The sequence below is a fragment of the Cobetia sp. Ld8 genome (assembly GCF_045066615.1).
GTDB classification, from domain to species: Bacteria; Pseudomonadota; Gammaproteobacteria; order Pseudomonadales; family Halomonadaceae; genus Cobetia; species Cobetia amphilecti.
On the sequence record NZ_JBISHF010000007.1, the window covers coordinates 72542 to 88080 of the forward strand.

The window sequence follows — 15539 nt, forward strand, 5'->3', positions numbered from 1 at the left end:
AGTCATCAAGCTGTTGCTCACAAAGCCTCAGTCATCAAGCCCCAGTCATCAAGCCCCTGGTCATGAAGGGGTCATCAAATCCTCGTGCCTTGCGGCGTTACAGGTCGACCTTGTCCTTGTACTCGCAGAGGTCTTCGATGATGCAGCTGCCACAGCGCGGCTTGCGTGCCACGCAGGTGTAGCGGCCATGCAGGATCAGCCAGTGGTGGGCATCGACCAGGAACTCCTTGGGCACATGGCGCATCAGCTTGTGCTCGACTTCCAGCACGTTCTTGCCCGGGGCGATGCGGGTGCGGTTGGAGACACGGAAGATGTGCGTGTCCACCGCCATGGTCGGCTGACCGAAGGCGGTGTTGAGCACCACGTTGGCGGTCTTGCGGCCCACGCCGGGCAGCGCTTCCAGCGCCTCGCGGGTCTGCGGCACCTCGCCACCATGCCGTTCGATCAGCATGCGGCAGGTCTTGATGACGTTCTCGGCCTTGGTGTTGAACAGGCCGATCGTCTTGATGTACTCCTTCAGGCCCTCGACGCCCAGCGCGAGAATGCTCTCCGGCGTATTGGCGACCGGATACAGCTTCGCCGTGGCCTTGTTGACGCCCACATCCGTCGCCTGCGCCGACAGCAGCACCGCGATCAAAAGCTCGAAGGGCGTTGACCAGGCAAGCTCGGTGCGTGGCTCAGGATTCTCGTTGCGCAGACGGGTGAAGATCTCGAGGCGTTTCTGGGCGTTCATGATATCTCGGGTACGGCGGTAAGGGCTTGGGAGCAGACGTCGTCGACACAGGCTGTCAGCCAGCGGGCTGACAGCCTGTGTGAGAGGGGCTCAGGAGATGGTGCCGGTCACGCGTACACGACGCGATACCTTGGGCGCATCGGCGTTGGCCGCCTTGCGGCGCTGCTCGAGGCGCTCATCGATGGTCTTCTTGCCTGCGATGATCAGCCCCATGCAGAAGAAGGCGCCCGGCGGCAGCACCAGGAACAGGAAGGAGTAATCCGGGAAGATCGTCAGCTGCCAGTCGGCGGCCATCGGCCCGACGAGCAGTTCCATGCCGGCAAACAGCGTGCCCTGGCCGAACAGCTCACGCATGGCGCCCAGCAGTACCAGCACGGCCATGAACCCCAGCCCCATCATCAGGCCATCGGTGGCCGCCGGCAGCACGGGATGCTTGGCGGCGAAGGCATCGGCACGTCCGAGAATCGCGCAGTTGGTGACGATCAGCGGTATGAAGATGCCGAGAATCTGATAGAGCTCATAGGTGTAGGCCTTCATCAGCAGCTCGGCACAGGTCACGAAGGACGCGATGATCATCACGAAGGCCGGCAGGCGCACTGCAGAAGGTACCAGGTTGCGGATCAGCGACACCGCCATGTTGGAGCCGATCAACACCAGCAGCGTGGCAAGCCCCAGCCCGATGGCGTTGACGACGCTGGCGGTGACGGCCAGCAGCGGACACAGGCCCAGCAGCTGCACCAGCGCAGGGTTGTTGTCCCACAGGCCGTCGCGGCTGATCTTGCCAAGCGAGATATCACTCATGAGGTTCGTCTCCGCCGTGTTCAGAAGGCGCTGATGGCGTGAGCGTGTCATCAGCGGTGGGAGCTTGCGTGTCTTGCTGGGCCCTGGCGGCGCGGCGGGTCGCGGTCAGCGTCTCGCTGTCGCCGGCCAGCAGCGCCGTGCGGTGCGCCATGAAGTAGATCAATGCCTGACGAACGGCACCCACCACGGCGCGCGGGGTGATGGTCGCACCGGTGAACTGGTCGAAATCACCGCCATCCTTGTTCACCTTCCATTCCACCGAGCTGAGCGTCTGGTCATCGAATTCGTGAATCCAGTCGGACTTGCGCGCTTCGATCTTGTCGCCCAGCCCAGGGGTCTCGGCATGCTTGACGGCACGCACTCCGGCCACGCTGCCATCGGCACGGATACCGACCAGCAGGCGGATATCGCCGCTGTAACCCTTGCCGGTCACCACCGGCAGCAGCACCGCGACGGTCTCGCCATTTCGGGTGGCGCGCCAGCCGGTATCAGCGCTCTCCAGGCCCAGCACCTGGGAGGGCGGCAGGGCAAAGGCCGCGTCGAGCAGGTCATTGTCGTGCAGCGACGGCGGGATGATCTCGGCCAGCGCCGCGCTCTGGGCGGCACGCTCGTTGTCGGCGATGGTCTCGGCGGTGGTCATCTGGGTCACGGCGACGACGCCTGCGGTGACGACGGCGAAGACCGCCAGGCCCAGGGCGGCCCGCGCGATGGTGTGCTTCAGACCCCGGGCGGCCTGGGCTTGCTGTTCGGGCTGATCAGGCGTCAGGCTCATGCCTTGTCCTCCAGCTTGATGCCGCGACGGGCCTTCTTGTGACCATAGCTGCGTGGCTGGGTGTAGTAATCGATGAACGGCACGCTGAAGTTCATCAGCAGCACCGCGAAGGCGATGGCGTCAGGGTAGGCGCCGAAGGTGCGAATCAGGTAGATCAGCACGCCGATGCCGACGCCGTAATAGAGCTTGCCCTTGTTGGAGGTCGCCGCCGTGACCGGGTCCGTGGCGATGAAGAAGGCGCCGAAGATCGCCGCACCGCACAGCAGGTGGAACAGGGGGCTGGCGTGCTGCTCGCCATCCACGAAGGCGAAGATGGCGGAGATCACCGCCAGGCTGCCCAGCATCGCCACCGGGATATGCCAGGTGATCAGGCGACGCGCCAGCAGCACCAGGCCGCCGAGGCCCCAGGCGATGGCCGTCTGCTGCCAGGCCAGCAGGTTGGCGGCAGGCAGCAGGCCCGGGTCTGCCCAGAACTCGCTGCTGGAAAGCTCGCCCTTGTTGCGGAAGGCATCCAGCGGCGTGGCGCCGGTCAGGGCGTCTGGCGTGGCGATCACGCCGAAGAACTGCTGCAGGCTGTCAGTGAAGCCGAGCGCGAAGCCATCCGGGGATGACCAGCGCGACATCTCGACCGGGAAGGAGATCAGCAGCAGCGCGTAGGCGACCATCGCCGGGTTGAACGGATTCTGGCCCAGGCCACCGTAGAGCTGCTTGGCGACCACGATGGCCGCGATCACGCCGGTCAGTACCAGCCACCAGGGCGCCAGCGGCGGCAGCGACACCGCCAGCAGCACGCAGGTCACCAGCGCCGAATTGTCCTTGAGGAAGAAGCTGACCGGACGGCCACGCAGCTTGAGCAGCAGCGCCTCGAGGGCAACACCCGCCAGACAGGCGAAGACGAGGTTGAACAGCACACCCCAGCCATAGTGCCAGCACAGCACGGCGAGACCCGGCAGCGTCGCGGCCAGCACCCAGGCCATCACGCGCGAGGTGGCGGTTGGCCCGTGGGCATGGGGGGAGCTTGCATGCATCAGGCTCATGAGACGGTCAGATCCTTGCGGTAAATGGGCAATGACACGAGGCGTGCTTCAGGATGAGTCGCCATTGGCGCGGTAATTGGGCTCAGGTCACTCATTGGGCGTCCACCAGTGCCTGCACCTCGGCCAATGACTCGCGGGCGTGTTCCAGATTGCGGCGCGTGCGGTCGACCTTGGTCGCCAGGCGCTGACGGTTTTCGTCATCCGCCTCGCTCAATGCCGCCTCTGCCTTGCGGTGGGCCGCCTCGGCCGCCTTGACCGCGATGCTGACCTGCTTGTGACGCTTGGCAAGGTTCTCGGCGCGTGATGCCTCGATCTCGGCCTGGGAGAGCGTCACGTTGCTGGCCATGCTGCCGCGCCCGACAGAACCCGCGGCGGGCTTGGGCGCCTCGGGAATCAATTCGCCCGCGCCCTTGGCGGCAGGCGGCGCCTCAGTGCTGCCAGCTTGCGCGCTGTTGAGGCGCACCTCGGCGGCGCGCAGGTTTTCCTGGGCCGTGGCCAGCAGGGTCTGCAGGTCCTCGATATCGCCTTCGCCACTTTCGCTGGCGCGGGCCAGGGCCTTTTCGGCCTTCTTGACCGCGATATTGGCTGCGGCGCGCGCTGTCTTGAGTGCCTTGATATCGGCGCTGGGTGCCGCAGCTGCCGGTGCAGCAGCGTTGGCAGAAGAGCCAGCCTCACCTGTATCAGTGGTTTGAGCAGAGCCAGCCGCAGCGCTTGCCACAGGGCCTTTATCAGCGCCAGCGGCGTCGGTCGCCGCCTTGAGATCGACTTCGGCCTTGGCAAGGCGGGACTTGGCCTCGGTGACGCTGGCCTCGAGGGCGGGGATGTCACCCTCACCGCTGTCCTGGGCGGTCTTGAGGGCCTTCTCGGCCTTCTTGACCGCGATATTGGCCGCGGCCCGCGCCGTCTTGAGCGCCTTGAGGTCGGCAGCCGGGGCAGCCGCGCCTGTCGAGGAAGTGCTGGCCGCCGCCGGGGCAGCTGACTCGCTGGCCTCGCTGGCAGCCTTGAGATCGCCTTCGGCCTTGGCCAGTCGCGCCTTGGCATCCGTCACGCTGGCTTCGAGGGCGGGGATATCACCCTCACCGCTGTCCTGGGCGGTCTTGAGGGCCTTCTCGGCCTTCTTGACGGCGATATTGGCCGCGGCGCGCGCCGTCTTGAGCGCCTTGAGATCGGCGGCGGGGGCAGCCGTGCCGGCTGTCGAAGCGCCGGCAGCCGCCGGGGCAGCTGACTCGCTTGCCTCGCTGGCGGCCTTGAGGGCGCTCTCGGCGCTGGCGAGCTTGGTCTTGGCCGCGGTCACGTTGGCCTCGAGCTTGGCGATATCGCTCTCGGAGCTCTCACCGCCATCCTGCGCTGCCTTGAGGGCCTTCTCGGCCTTCTTGAGGGCGATGTTGGCCGCGGCGCGCGCCGTCTTGAAGGCCTTGATGTCGGTGGCCGGTGCCGGCTGGGCAGCGGCGGCCGCTGTGGTGGCAGGGGCGGCCGAGGCCGAAGTCGTGTCTGCGGCGGCGCTGGCATCGGCGCGGGCGGCGGCGGACTTCTGGGCCGCTTGAGCGCGCTGCTGACGCTTGGCTTCCTTCTCGGCTTCCTCGCGTGCCATGCGCGCCTGCTTGAATTCGAAGCGGTGACGAGCGCGCTCGGACTTGCGCGCCTCATGCTGGGCGCTGCGAATCTCGCCCTTTGCGAAGCGGTAATACTGCACCAGCGGTATCTGGCTGGGGCAGACATAGGAGCAGGCGCCGCATTCGATGCAATCCGCCAGATTGTAGAGCTCGGCCTTGTCGAACTCGCGTGCCTTGGAGAACCAGTAGAGCTGCTGCGGCAGCAGCTCGGCCGGGCAGGCCTGCTCGCACATGCCGCAACGGATGCACGGCTGCTCGACCGCCGGTGCCGGCAGTGACTCGGGAGAAGAGGCCAGCAGACAGTTGGTGGTCTTGATGATTGGCAGGGCGTCGCTCTCGAGCGTGAAGCCCATCATCGGCCCGCCCATCACCAGACGTGCGATACCCGTCGGCGCAGGCGCCGCCAGGCGCAGCAGGTCTGCAATGGAGGTGCCCAGGCGCGCCTCGACGTTGTGCGGGTGCTGCAGCGCCTCACCGGTCAGGGTGACGACACGCGAGATCATCGGCTCGCCGAAGCACACCGCACGCTGCACGGCGCGCACGGTGCCCGGGTTGTGCACCACCACGCCGACATCGGCGGGCAGGCCACGGCTGGGCACTTCGCGGTCCGTCAGCAGCTTGATCAGCTGCTTCTCGCCGCCGGAGGGATACTTGGTCGGTACCACCACGACTTCGAGGCGTGAATCCAGCGGCGGCAGGCGCTTGTCGGCGCGGCGGGCGCGAATCGCCTGTTCCAGCGCGATGACGGCCTCGGGCTTGTTGTCCTCGATGCCGATCAGGATGCACTCGGGGCCGATCAGGCTGGCGAGAATCTCGAGCCCTTCGATCAGCGCTTCCGGATGCGTGCGCATGGTCAGGTCATCGGCGGTGATGTAAGGCTCACATTCCGCCGCGTTCAGAATCAGGGTGTCGATGGCGTGGCGCTCACGCACCCGCGCCTTTACCGCCGAGGGGAAGCCGGCGCCGCCCTGGCCGACCACGCCGGCATCCTGCAGGCGCTGGATCAGGTCCTGGGCTTCCTGCTGACGCCAGTCGCGCCAGGCTTCCAGGCGCGCCCATTCATCGATCTCACCCTCGCGCTCGATCACGATGCACTGATCTTCCAGGCCCGAGACGTGGGGAATCTGGCGCGGCTCGATGGCGGTGACCACGCCGGTGATGCTGGCATGCACCGGGGCGGAGATCATGCCCTGGGCGCGGGCGATCAGCTCGCCTGTCTTGACGCGCTGGCCGATCTCCACCAGTGGCTGGGCGGGCGCGCCGATATGCTGGCTGAGCGGCAGCACCACCTCACGGGGCAGCGGGGCGGCCACCAGCGGGGCGCGGTTGGAGAGCGCCTTGTGCTCCGGCGGATGGATACCGCCGTGGAAGTCGAACACGCGCGGCGCGCCCTGACCCTTCTGCGTGTGTTCCGCCTCCGCCGTGGCAGAGGAGCGTGAGGAAGTCACCATGGATTTGAGTAACGACAGAACCATCAGGCGACATTCCTTGCAGATGTGGCAGTAGAATCGGCGGCATCGGTCACGATCAGATTGCCGCTGAAGCGGGCATTGTCGCGGGTCGGGCCCGCCGGTTGCGGCCAGTGCCAGCTGCGCACATCAGTGGCGACCGGCACCATGTCGATGCAATCGACCGGGCAGGGTTCGACACACAGATCGCAGCCGGTGCATTCGTCGGCGATCACGGTATGCATGTGCTTGGCGGCACCGAGGATGGCATCGACAGGGCAGGCCTGGATGCACTTGGTGCAACCGATGCACTCGTCCTCGCGAATCACCGCCACCTTGGGCGTGTTGTCGCTGTCGCCATCCAGCGGCGTGGCCTCACGGCCCAGCAGGTCGGCCAGCGAGGCGATGGTGCTCTCGCCGCCCGGCGGGCACTTGTTGATCTCGTCGCCTTCGGCGATGGCCTGGGCGTAGGGCTTGCAGCCCGGATAACCGCACTGGCCGCACTGGGTCTGCGGCAGCAGCTGGTCGATCTGCTCGACGATGGGGTCGCCCTCGACCTTGAAGGCCACGGCGGCAAAGCCGAGCAGGCCCCCGAAGACGACGGCCATGGCCACCAGTGCGACGATGGCGGAGATCAGCGTATGGTCGTTGAAGAATTCGAGCATGTCAGATCTGCACCAGTCCGGAGAAGCCGAGGAAGGCCAGCGACATCAGGCTGGCGGTGATCATCGCGATGGCCGGGCCCTGGAAGGGACGCGGCACATCGGCGACAGCCAGACGCTCGCGCATGGCGGCGAACAGTACCAGTACCAGCGAGAAGCCGACGGCCGCGCCGAAGCCGTAGAGCGTGGCTTCCATGAAGCTGGAGTTGCGGTTCAGGGTCAGCAGCGCCACGCCGAGTACCGCACAGTTGGTGGTGATCAGCGGCAGAAAGATGCCCAGCACCTGATAGAGCAGCGGGCTGGTCTTCTTGACCACCATCTCGGTGAACTGCACCACCACGGCGATCACCATGATGAAGGCGATGGTGCGCAGGTACTCGAGCCCCAGCGGCGCGAGGATGAAGTGATAGGTCAGGTAGGCGCACATCGACGACAACGTGAGCACGAAGGTGGTGGCCAGCGACATGCCCATCGCGGACTCCAGCTTGTTGGAGACACCCATGAAGGGGCACAGGCCGAGGAACTGCACCAGTACGAAATTGTTGACCAGGATGGTGCTGATCAGGATAAGAAGGTATTCACTCATCAGGGGCGTCGCTCGGTCAGGGTGTTTCGAAGGCGCTTCCGTGCTCGCGGCATGCGTGAACCGGCACTCGCAGGCGATCAGGGCTGTTGCTGCCGCAAGCTGTCAGGAAGCTGCAGGGCAGGGGATCGTCGAGCGCGGCGGTATTATACGCAAGATGCTGCTGGCCGACAGCCTGTAGCGTGGCAAGCGAGGCGTAGTGTTGCCAGCATGAGACGACCATTGTTTCGCGTTTTGCTTGGTTCTTGAAGTAATAAAGAAGAATTCCTTTATTACTTTTATTGATTATGGCGTGATCAGAGACTTTCACGGCATCCGGGGTGGCACAAGGAGCGGGATATGCGCAGGACAGGAACACGCGGCCGTCGGCCGTTATGGGTCATCATTCTGGTGGTGGCGATGGCGGGCATCTCGCAGCTGGCGGGCAATGGCAATTTCTCGCTCTCCCAGCTGTGGAATGACTTCCAGTCGCCGCAGGCCGAGGCGACGCAGGGGGAAGGCGCTTCCTCGGCAGACGAAAGCCGACTCAGGCGCGCCATCAGTGCCCAGCAGAGTGATGTGCAGGTGCGGGGCATGGGCGAGGTGACGCGTCTGCTCAGGGATGATCTCAAGGGCAGCCGTCATCAGAAGTTCCTGATCCGGGTCGCGGGCGGCACCACCATTCTGGTGGCGCACAACATCGATCTCGCGCCACGCATCGACAGTCTTCAGGTCGGTGATCGCATCGGCTTCTACGGGGAATATGAGTGGACCGACAAGGGCGGCGTGATCCACTGGACGCATCATGATCCCGGTGGCCGTCATGTGGATGGCTGGCTGGAGCATGCCGGTCGCCGCTACGAGTAGCCGTCCCGCCGACCGGATGTGACGCATGAACGACAACGCCCCGCCAGAGAGTCTCTGGCGGGGCGTTGTACTGAAGAAGCTTCAGTGAGGCTGAATCAGCACAGCATCAGTGCATCATCACTGTATCAAGTCACGCGCTGCCCCGGCTTGGCGCCGGTGTGCGGCTCCAGCAGGTAGATGCCTTCGTCGTCACCGGCGGCCAGCACCATGCCCTCTGACACGCCGAAGCGCATCTTGCGCGGCGCCAGGTTGGCGACCATCACCGTCAGACGACCTTCCAGCGCTTCCGGCGCGTAGGCGGACTTGATGCCGGAGAACACGGTGCGTGTCTCGCCGCCGATATCCAGCGTCAGCTTGAGCAGCTTGGCCGCCTTCTCGACGTGCTCTGCCTTGACGATCTTCGCCACGCGCAGGTCGGTCTTCATGAAGGTATCGAAGTCGATCTCGTCAGCGATCGGGTCGGCGTCGAGCGGGCTCGGTGCGGCAGCGGCTTCTGCCTTGGCGGTGCCGTCCTTGATCTTCTGTTCCTCGACCAGCACTTCGCGCGAGGCTTCGAGCATCTTGTCGATGCGCTCCGGCTCGATGCGGGTCAGCAGCGGCTTGAACTTGTTGATCGCATGATCGGTCAGCACGCTTTCACGGCTGGCCCAGTCGAGGCTCTCGAGGTTCAGGAAGTCGCGTGCCTTGTCGGTCAGCTCCGGAATCACCGGCGCCAGATAGACCATCAACTGGCGGAACAGGTTGATGCCCACGGAGCAGACGTCGAGCACTTCCTGCTCGCGGCCGTCTTCCTTGGCCATCGCCCACGGCGCCTTGTCGGCGATGTAGGTGTTGGCTTCATCGGCCAGCTCCATCACCTTGCGCATGGCGCGCGCGAATTCACGGGCTTCGAAGTCCGCCGCGATGCCTTCGCCAGCGGCGATGAAGCGCTCGACCAGCTCCGGCTCGGCGCAGGTCGCGGACAGCTTGCCGTCGCCGAACTTCTTGACGAAACCGGCGCAGCGGCTGGCGATGTTGACCACCTTGCCGACCAGGTCGGAATTCACGCGGGCGGTGAAGTCGTCGAGGTTGAGGTCGAGGTCATCGACGCCGGAGGTCAGCTTGGCGGCGAAGTAGTAGCGCAGGTATTCCGGGTTGAGGAACTGCGCGTAGGTGTCGGCCTTGATGAAGGTGCCGCGCGACTTGGACATCTTGGCGCCATTGACGGTCACGAAACCGTGGCAGTTGACGCCGGTCGGGGTGCGCATGCCGGCACCTTCCAGCATCGCCGGCCAGAACAGGGCGTGGAAGTAGACGATGTCCTTGCCGATGAAGTGATAGACCTCGGCGTCGGAATCGGCTTTCCAGTAGCTGTCGAAGTCGATGCCCTGCTTCTCGCACAGGTTCTGGAAGCTGGCGAGGTAGCCGATCGGCGCGTCCAGCCACACGTAGAAGTACTTGCCCGGCGCGTCGGGAATCTCGAAGCCGAAGTAGGGCGCATCGCGGGAGATGTCCCACTCGGCCAGACCCGCCTCGAACCATTCCTGCAGCTTGTTGGAAATCTGGCTCTGCACGCGGCCGCTCTTGGTCCACTCCTGCAGGAACTCGGCGAAGTTCGGCAGCTTGAAGAAGTAGTGGGTGGACGTGCGCATTTCCGGCGTGGCGCCAGAGATGGCCGAGACCGGATCGATCAGCTCGGCCGGCGTGTAGGCCGCGCCGCAGGCTTCACAGTTGTCGCCGTACTGGTCTTCGGTCTTGCACTTCGGGCAGGTGCCCTTGATGAAGCGGTCGGCGAGGAACAGGCCCTTGACCGGATCGAACATCTGCTCGATATCGCGTGTGGCGATATGGCCGGCATCGCGCAGCGCCAGATAGATGCGCTCGCTGTGGGCGCGGTTCTCCGGCGAGTGGGTGGAGTGATAGTTGTCAAAGCCGACGCCGAACTTGGCGAAGTCGGCCTGGTGCTCGTCACTCACACGCTGGATCAGCTGCTCGGCGGTGACACCTTCCTGCTCGGCACGCAGCATGATGGCGGTGCCGTGGGCGTCATCGGCGCACACGTAATGGCATTCGTGGCCACGGCTTTTCTGGAAGCGTACCCAGATGTCGGTCTGGATGTACTCAAGCAGGTGACCCAGGTGGATCGACCCATTGGCATAGGGCAGGGCACTGGTAACCAGAATCTTGCGCGCTGACATGAGGCCTCGTCTTGACGGTAAAGGGCGCCTGCTGCGCAGTGCGCAGCCACTCGCCGGGATGACTCGTGATAAGGGGCGAACGCATCGCCCCGTCGGGATGGGCGCTACTATATCGCGAAGGTGCGGGCGGCGCGAAGGGCGCGTCGCGTCACCGGCAACGCTGGCGTGCGCAACTGCGAGGTTGCAACCCGTGCCGCTGCCCTCATGAAGGATTCAAGGACACTACATTTTCCGTTCCTGGAGGTCAGCATGCCAGCACAGCTATCCGTCGCCGGTCAGATCAATCGTCTCATCCGCCAGGTGATGATGCCCGGCAGCAACGCCCGTCCCAACGAGGAGCCCGGCCCGGAACTCGCCATGGCCGTGCTGATGTTCGAGGTGGTACGCGCCGATGACCATCTCGATGTGCGCGAACGTGAAGCCCTGGCGCGCCAGCTGGCCGAGCGCTTCTCGCTGGGGGATGAGGAACTTGCCAGCCTGCTGACCCAGGCCGAGCAGGATGCCGAACAGGCCACGGACCACTACCGCTTCGTCAAGCAGCTCAATGAGCACATGAGCCTCGAGGAGCGCAGTGAGCTGATCGGCATGCTCTGGGAGCTGGCCTACGCCGATGGCGAGCTGGACCCGCAGGAAGAGCATCGCATCCGCCGTCTTGCCGGCCTGCTGCACGTCAGCCACAGCGAGTTCATCCGCACCAAGCTGGCGGCACAGCCGGACACCTGATCCGTCAGGCATCTTATATACGCTCCCCTATCCAAGCGTCCCTGCCTGGACGCCCCTGTCTAGACACTGCTATTCAGGCATCCTCAAGCAGACGCCCCCGTTGCCAATGGCAGCGGGGGCGTCGTGTTTGCGCCTTCTGGTCGCAGTGTCGCTGGCGCTCAACAGCGGTCATCCAGCAGCGGCTCGCACTCAGTTGCGATAGAACAGGTGCTGACCGATGCGCGCGGTGCGCACGAAGCGCTTGGCCCAGTAGGGCGTGGCGTAGCGGGCGTGGAAGTAGAGGGCGCCGTCGGTGACATCTTCCAGCTGATGGTTGAGCGCCTGACGGGCCACGTCGCGTGCCTCGGCGTAGGCGGCGGGTTCGCGAATGCGGTCGGAGCGCCCATCACACCACCAGGAGAACTGGCAGCTGCCGCTTTCGCCACCCTGCTTGACCACGCCGCACAGGCTGTCGGGGAAGCGCGGGTCAGCGGCGCGGTTGATCACCACATTGACGATGCCCTGCATGCCGCTTCTGCCTTCGCCCTTGGCTTCCCAGTAGGCGGCGCGCGCCAGGCAGGTCAGCGGGTCATCCACCGGACGCTGGCCGTTGGGGTCGATCGCCTTGGCACCGGCCTTGCTGAGCAGCAGGTTCTCGGGCACATCGCTCTCGCCTTGCACCAGCAGGCTTTCCAGCCGTTCGGCCTTGACGGCTGCCTTGGCCGCGGTGGTCGGTGCGGCAGGCGCGTCCGAGGCGTGCGGCGCGGAACAACCCGCGGCCAGCGTCAGGCCGAAGATCAGTACCAGATGACGAAGCGTACGTGCACTGCTGATGGCGTAGCGCCGAGTGTGAGTTAGTGGGCGGCGCGATGTGAGGGGTAAACGCATGCAAGATACCTGTGAACGTGGCCTGGGAAGCGCAGCAAGGCGGGATGGCGCGCAGGGTCAATCCGGGTTGATCGCACACCTTCGGTTGGCGAGTCACTGACGGAGACTGAAGCGTTGGCCACCGGCTTCCTCGGTAGCGACAGTCGACGCGCAAGCGCATCAGTTTGCCTGACCCTGACCTTGTATGGCCCAGAGTGAGCTTCAACGCAACTCTGACGCTTTGCCGCGCAAAGGGTTCCGCAACTGTCACCACGCGGTTGCGTGGCGATGGCGCGGGTAGCGCATCGTGCCTGCCAGCGCATGATCAGGCGGGTCAGAGGCAGCCGGATCGCTTGCGCCAGAGGGGTGGATGACCAGGCGTAGTGGATCAGATGCGCTGGCTTCGAGCGTCGAAGGACCTGGTGAGGCGCGGCAAATGATCTGCTCAAGCGCGCCGCGCCGATTTGTGGCCACGCAGCCTAGCATCTTCAGCGCGTCTCGTCCGTGCCATCCTCGGCGCATGCCGTTATCATGGCGGGCTAGCCTTGATGACCCTGTCAGGCTGTCCCACTTCTTTTTATCTGCGCTTCTGCGTGCTGCTGCTCTGCCTGTTGCCTGCGTCGCTGCCTCGAGAGTCCCCATGACCGAACCCGTCCGTCTTTCCAAGTTTCTGGCCCATCAGCAGGGCATCTCGCGCCGTGAGGCCGAGCATCTCATCGCCAAGGGGGTGGTACGTGTCGCGGGCGAGATCGTGGAAGCGCCTTTCTTCAAGGTCACCGATGAGGAGGTCACCGTCGATGAAGGCGCCAGCATGGCACCCATCGAGCCGCTGACCCTGGTCTGGTATCAGCCGCCAGGCACGCCGCTGCCGGACCCGCTGACCCTGCGTGACGGCGCACCGCGCAGTGCGCTCGACAACAGCGGTGCCGACTGGCTCAAGGTGCATTTCCTGTCCCAGCAGCCGCTGGCCGAGCTCGGCGAGGACGAATCCGGTCTCGCGGTGTGGTCACAGAACCGTGGCGTGATCCGCAAGCTGGGCGATGACCTCGACCAGCTGGAGCAGGAATACGTCGTCGAAGTGGAAGGGACACTGGATGATGAAGGCCTCAAGCGTATCGGCTTCGCGCTGTGCGCCGACATCCGTGGCCGCAAGCCCAAGGTCAGCATCAGCTGGCAGAGCGACACCCGTCTGCGCATCGCCATGAAGCGGGTGCCGGTGGGCGGTATCCGCGGCGCGGTCGAGGAGCAGGGCCTCAAGGTCATCGAGGTGCGTCGTCTGCGTCTGGGCGCGATTCTGCTCGGCCGTATGGCGCCGGGCGAGTGGCGCTTCCTGCCGGTCGACGTGCGCTTCTGAGACGTGCGCTTCTGATTTGCGCCCAAGGCCATGGCTGCCTGAGGCATGTCTTCCATGGACATGCTTCATCGGCTTGGCCCGTGTAGCGGTGGCAGGCATACTGTGCCCATCGTGTTCCACGGCTTTTTTCGCTGACAGTTCAGACGTCTGCGCGCCACATTCATCGCGCCGCGCAGGCCGTCACAGGAGTTTCAAGGTATGGAAGGTATCAAGCACATTGTCGCGGTCGCTTCCGGCAAGGGTGGCGTCGGCAAGTCCACCGTCACCGCCAATCTGGCGCTGGCATTGGCGGCGGAAGGTCTCAAGGTCGGCCTGCTGGACGCCGATATCTATGGTCCGAGTCAGGCGCAGATGTTCGGCGTGCCGACCGGCCAGCGTCCGGAGATGGCCGGTGAGCAGGTCTTCAGCCCCATCGAGGCGCATGGCATCAAGACCATGTCGATGGCCTATCTGGTCGACGTGAAGGACCCGATGGTCTGGCGTGGCCCGATGGTCGCCGGTGCCTTCCAGCAGCTGCTCAACCAGACTGCCTGGGGCGAGCTTGATGTGCTGCTGATCGACATGCCGCCGGGTACTGGTGACATCCAGCTGACCCTGTCACAGAAGGTGCCGGTCTCCGGCGCCGTCATCGTCACCACGCCGCAGGACATCGCACTGCTGGACGCCCAGAAGGGCATCGAGATGTTCCGCAAGGTCAAGGTGCCGGTGCTTGGGGTGGTCGAGAACATGAGCACTCACACCTGCAGCCAGTGTGGCCACAGCGAAGCGGTATTCGGCGCGGGCGGTGGTGAGCGTATCGCCGATGAGTACCAGACTCGTCTGCTGGGCCAGCTGCCGCTGACCCTGAGCATTCGCGAGAATGCCGATGGCGGTCGCCCGAGCGTGATCGCGGAGCCGGACGGCGAAGTGGCCGCGAGCTTCCGCGCCATCGCCCGTCAGGTCTCCGAGTCACTGGAAAGTGCCGGTGCGGACGAAGGCCCGAGCATCAGCTTCAGCTGAGCCCGACGCGCCAGGCGCAAGCCGCGCGTGCCGAGGTTTCCAGCGACACAGCGGGCCGGTATCATGCTGGCCCGCGTTTCATGGCGCTCACGCGTCTCTCCCCATCAGTCAGTCAGGTACGCTCGATGAGCATCAAATCCGACAAGTGGATCCGTCGCATGGCCGAAAGCCACGACATGATCGAACCCTTTGAGCCCGATCAGGTGCGCTTTCACGATGAGCGCCGTGTGATTTCCTACGGCACCTCCAGCTACGGCTACGATGTGCGCTGCTCGGATGAGTTCAAGGTCTTCACCAACATCCATTCGGCGACGGTGGACCCCAAGCACTTCGACGAGAAGAGCTTCGTGGACGTGAAGGGCGACTCCTGCGTGATTCCGCCCAACTCCTTCGCGCTGGCCCGTACCATCGAGTACTTCCGCATTCCGCGTAACGTGCTGACCATCTGCCTGGGCAAGTCTACCTACGCGCGTTGCGGCATCATCGTCAACGTGACGCCGCTGGAGCCGGAGTGGGAAGGCCACGTCACCCTCGAGTTCTCCAACACCACCAACCTGCCGGCGCGTATCTACGCCAACGAAGGCGTGGCGCAGATGCTGTTCCTCGAGTCCGATGAAGTCTGCGAGACCAGCTACAAGGATCGCGGCGGCAAGTATCAGGGCCAGCGTGGCGTGACACTGCCGCGTACCTGATACCTCTTGCTGCGCGCCTGGGTATTGCGTTCACGCGAGTGACCCGCACGCCGCAGGCCAAGAGTGCGGCAAGACAAGAGTGTGGCAAGCCAAGAGTGTGGCAAGCCAAGAGCGCCTCCTTCGGGAGGCGCTTTTTTTGTGCTTGTTTGTGCCTGCTCGTGGCGATGTGTGCCGACGGTGGCAGGTAGCGAGAACGTGACATGCTCGCAAGGCGCTGAGTCTTAGCCTGAAGTTGAACAAAACATGTGATTCA

At 64.7% G+C, this 15539-nt stretch carries 15 protein-coding genes; 5 read left to right on the forward strand and 10 right to left on the reverse strand.

Going from position 1 to position 15539, the window contains the following annotated elements; genetic code table 11:
• Positions 1-97: 97 nt before the first annotated feature.
• From nth to ACJJV2_RS05320, 8 genes are all read right to left on the reverse strand, one after another.
• Complete coding sequence (nth, locus tag ACJJV2_RS05285) at positions 98-733, reverse strand: endonuclease III (protein ID WP_043334098.1); 636 nt, start codon at positions 731-733, stop codon at positions 98-100.
• Between the two features lie 90 nt (positions 734-823).
• On the reverse strand, positions 824-1534 hold the full coding sequence (locus tag ACJJV2_RS05290) for an electron transport complex subunit E (protein ID WP_405278750.1): 711 nt from the start codon (positions 1532-1534) through the stop codon (positions 824-826).
• Positions 1527-2306 (reverse strand): electron transport complex subunit RsxG, encoded by a 780-nt coding sequence (gene rsxG, locus ACJJV2_RS05295; protein ID WP_405278753.1) that lies wholly within the window; start codon positions 2304-2306, stop codon positions 1527-1529. The genes ACJJV2_RS05290 and rsxG overlap by 8 nt, the downstream gene beginning before the upstream one ends.
• Positions 2303-3343: an electron transport complex subunit RsxD gene (gene rsxD, locus ACJJV2_RS05300; RefSeq protein ID WP_405278755.1), complete on the reverse strand. Its 1041-nt coding sequence runs from the start codon at positions 3341-3343 to the stop codon at positions 2303-2305. The genes rsxG and rsxD overlap by 4 nt, the downstream gene beginning before the upstream one ends.
• 91 nt (positions 3344-3434) lie before the next feature.
• Positions 3435-6431: an electron transport complex subunit RsxC gene (rsxC, locus tag ACJJV2_RS05305; RefSeq protein ID WP_405278757.1), complete on the reverse strand. Its 2997-nt coding sequence runs from the start codon at positions 6429-6431 to the stop codon at positions 3435-3437.
• Entirely contained in the window at positions 6431-7069 is a 639-nt protein-coding gene (rsxB, locus tag ACJJV2_RS05310; protein WP_043334101.1) for an electron transport complex subunit RsxB, read from the reverse strand. The genes rsxC and rsxB overlap by 1 nt, the downstream gene beginning before the upstream one ends.
• 1 nt (position 7070) lies before the next feature.
• The gene (gene rsxA / locus ACJJV2_RS05315; RefSeq protein WP_043334102.1) at positions 7071-7652 is read right to left on the reverse strand and encodes an electron transport complex subunit RsxA; all 582 of its coding nucleotides are present in this window, start codon (positions 7650-7652) and stop codon (positions 7071-7073) included.
• Between the two features lie 16 nt (positions 7653-7668).
• Positions 7669-7959 carry a hypothetical protein gene (locus tag ACJJV2_RS05320; RefSeq protein ID WP_152965392.1) on the reverse strand — a complete coding sequence of 97 codons (291 nt, stop codon included), beginning with the start codon at positions 7957-7959 and terminating at the stop codon, positions 7669-7671.
• A gap of 29 nt (positions 7960-7988) precedes the next feature.
• Here ACJJV2_RS05320 and ACJJV2_RS05325 point away from each other — a divergent pair, with 29 nt between their 5' ends.
• Positions 7989-8495, forward strand: a complete 507-nt coding sequence (locus tag ACJJV2_RS05325) for a DUF3465 domain-containing protein (protein ID WP_405278760.1) — start codon at positions 7989-7991, stop codon at positions 8493-8495.
• A 125-nt stretch (positions 8496-8620) separates the two neighbouring features.
• Here the strand turns inward: ACJJV2_RS05325 and metG are convergent, their stop codons facing one another.
• Positions 8621-10672, reverse strand: coding sequence for a methionine--tRNA ligase (gene metG / locus ACJJV2_RS05330; protein ID WP_405278762.1), 2052 nt, complete (start codon positions 10670-10672; stop codon positions 8621-8623).
• A 249-nt stretch (positions 10673-10921) separates the two neighbouring features.
• Here metG and ACJJV2_RS05335 point away from each other — a divergent pair, with 249 nt between their 5' ends.
• Positions 10922-11395 (forward strand): TerB family tellurite resistance protein, encoded by a 474-nt coding sequence (locus tag ACJJV2_RS05335; protein WP_052384628.1) that lies wholly within the window; start codon positions 10922-10924, stop codon positions 11393-11395.
• A gap of 189 nt (positions 11396-11584) precedes the next feature.
• Here ACJJV2_RS05335 and ACJJV2_RS05340 read toward each other — a convergent pair whose 3' ends face one another.
• Positions 11585-12262 (reverse strand): cell wall hydrolase, encoded by a 678-nt coding sequence (locus tag ACJJV2_RS05340; RefSeq protein WP_082388629.1) that lies wholly within the window; start codon positions 12260-12262, stop codon positions 11585-11587.
• Between the two features lie 619 nt (positions 12263-12881).
• Here ACJJV2_RS05340 and ACJJV2_RS05345 point away from each other — a divergent pair.
• The 3 genes from ACJJV2_RS05345 to dcd all read left to right on the forward strand — a co-directional run bounded on the left by ACJJV2_RS05345 (position 12882) and on the right by dcd (position 15286).
• Positions 12882-13595, forward strand: coding sequence for an RNA pseudouridine synthase (locus tag ACJJV2_RS05345; RefSeq protein ID WP_159055855.1), 714 nt, complete (start codon positions 12882-12884; stop codon positions 13593-13595).
• A 162-nt stretch (positions 13596-13757) separates the two neighbouring features.
• Complete coding sequence (gene apbC / locus ACJJV2_RS05350; protein WP_276315243.1) at positions 13758-14594, forward strand: iron-sulfur cluster carrier protein ApbC; 837 nt, start codon at positions 13758-13760, stop codon at positions 14592-14594.
• Between the two features lie 125 nt (positions 14595-14719).
• Positions 14720-15286 carry a dCTP deaminase gene (gene dcd / locus ACJJV2_RS05355; RefSeq protein WP_043334107.1) on the forward strand — a complete coding sequence of 189 codons (567 nt, stop codon included), beginning with the start codon at positions 14720-14722 and terminating at the stop codon, positions 15284-15286.
• The last annotated feature ends 253 nt before the right edge of the window (positions 15287-15539 follow it).

Excerpts from the sequence above, each read along its gene's own strand:
- nth (WP_043334098.1), bottom strand. The coding sequence starts at position 733 with ATGAACGCCCAGAAACGCCTCGAGATCTTCACCCGTCTGCGCAACGAG.
- ACJJV2_RS05290 (WP_405278750.1), bottom strand. The coding sequence starts at position 1,534 with ATGAGTGATATCTCGCTTGGCAAGATCAGCCGCGACGGCCTGTGGGAC.
- rsxG (WP_405278753.1), bottom strand. The coding sequence starts at position 2,306 with ATGAGCCTGACGCCTGATCAGCCCGAACAGCAAGCCCAGGCCGCCCGG.
- rsxD (WP_405278755.1), bottom strand. The coding sequence starts at position 3,343 with ATGAGCCTGATGCATGCAAGCTCCCCCCATGCCCACGGGCCAACCGCC.
- rsxC (WP_405278757.1), bottom strand. The coding sequence starts at position 6,431 with ATGGTTCTGTCGTTACTCAAATCCATGGTGACTTCCTCACGCTCCTCT.
- rsxB (WP_043334101.1), bottom strand. The coding sequence starts at position 7,069 with ATGCTCGAATTCTTCAACGACCATACGCTGATCTCCGCCATCGTCGCA.
- rsxA (WP_043334102.1), bottom strand. The coding sequence starts at position 7,652 with ATGAGTGAATACCTTCTTATCCTGATCAGCACCATCCTGGTCAACAAT.
- ACJJV2_RS05325 (WP_405278760.1), top strand. The coding sequence starts at position 7,989 with ATGCGCAGGACAGGAACACGCGGCCGTCGGCCGTTATGGGTCATCATT.
- metG (WP_405278762.1), bottom strand. The coding sequence starts at position 10,672 with ATGTCAGCGCGCAAGATTCTGGTTACCAGTGCCCTGCCCTATGCCAAT.
- ACJJV2_RS05335 (WP_052384628.1), top strand. The coding sequence starts at position 10,922 with ATGCCAGCACAGCTATCCGTCGCCGGTCAGATCAATCGTCTCATCCGC.
- ACJJV2_RS05340 (WP_082388629.1), bottom strand. The coding sequence starts at position 12,262 with ATGCGTTTACCCCTCACATCGCGCCGCCCACTAACTCACACTCGGCGC.
- ACJJV2_RS05345 (WP_159055855.1), top strand. The coding sequence starts at position 12,882 with ATGACCGAACCCGTCCGTCTTTCCAAGTTTCTGGCCCATCAGCAGGGC.
- dcd (WP_043334107.1), top strand. The coding sequence starts at position 14,720 with ATGAGCATCAAATCCGACAAGTGGATCCGTCGCATGGCCGAAAGCCAC.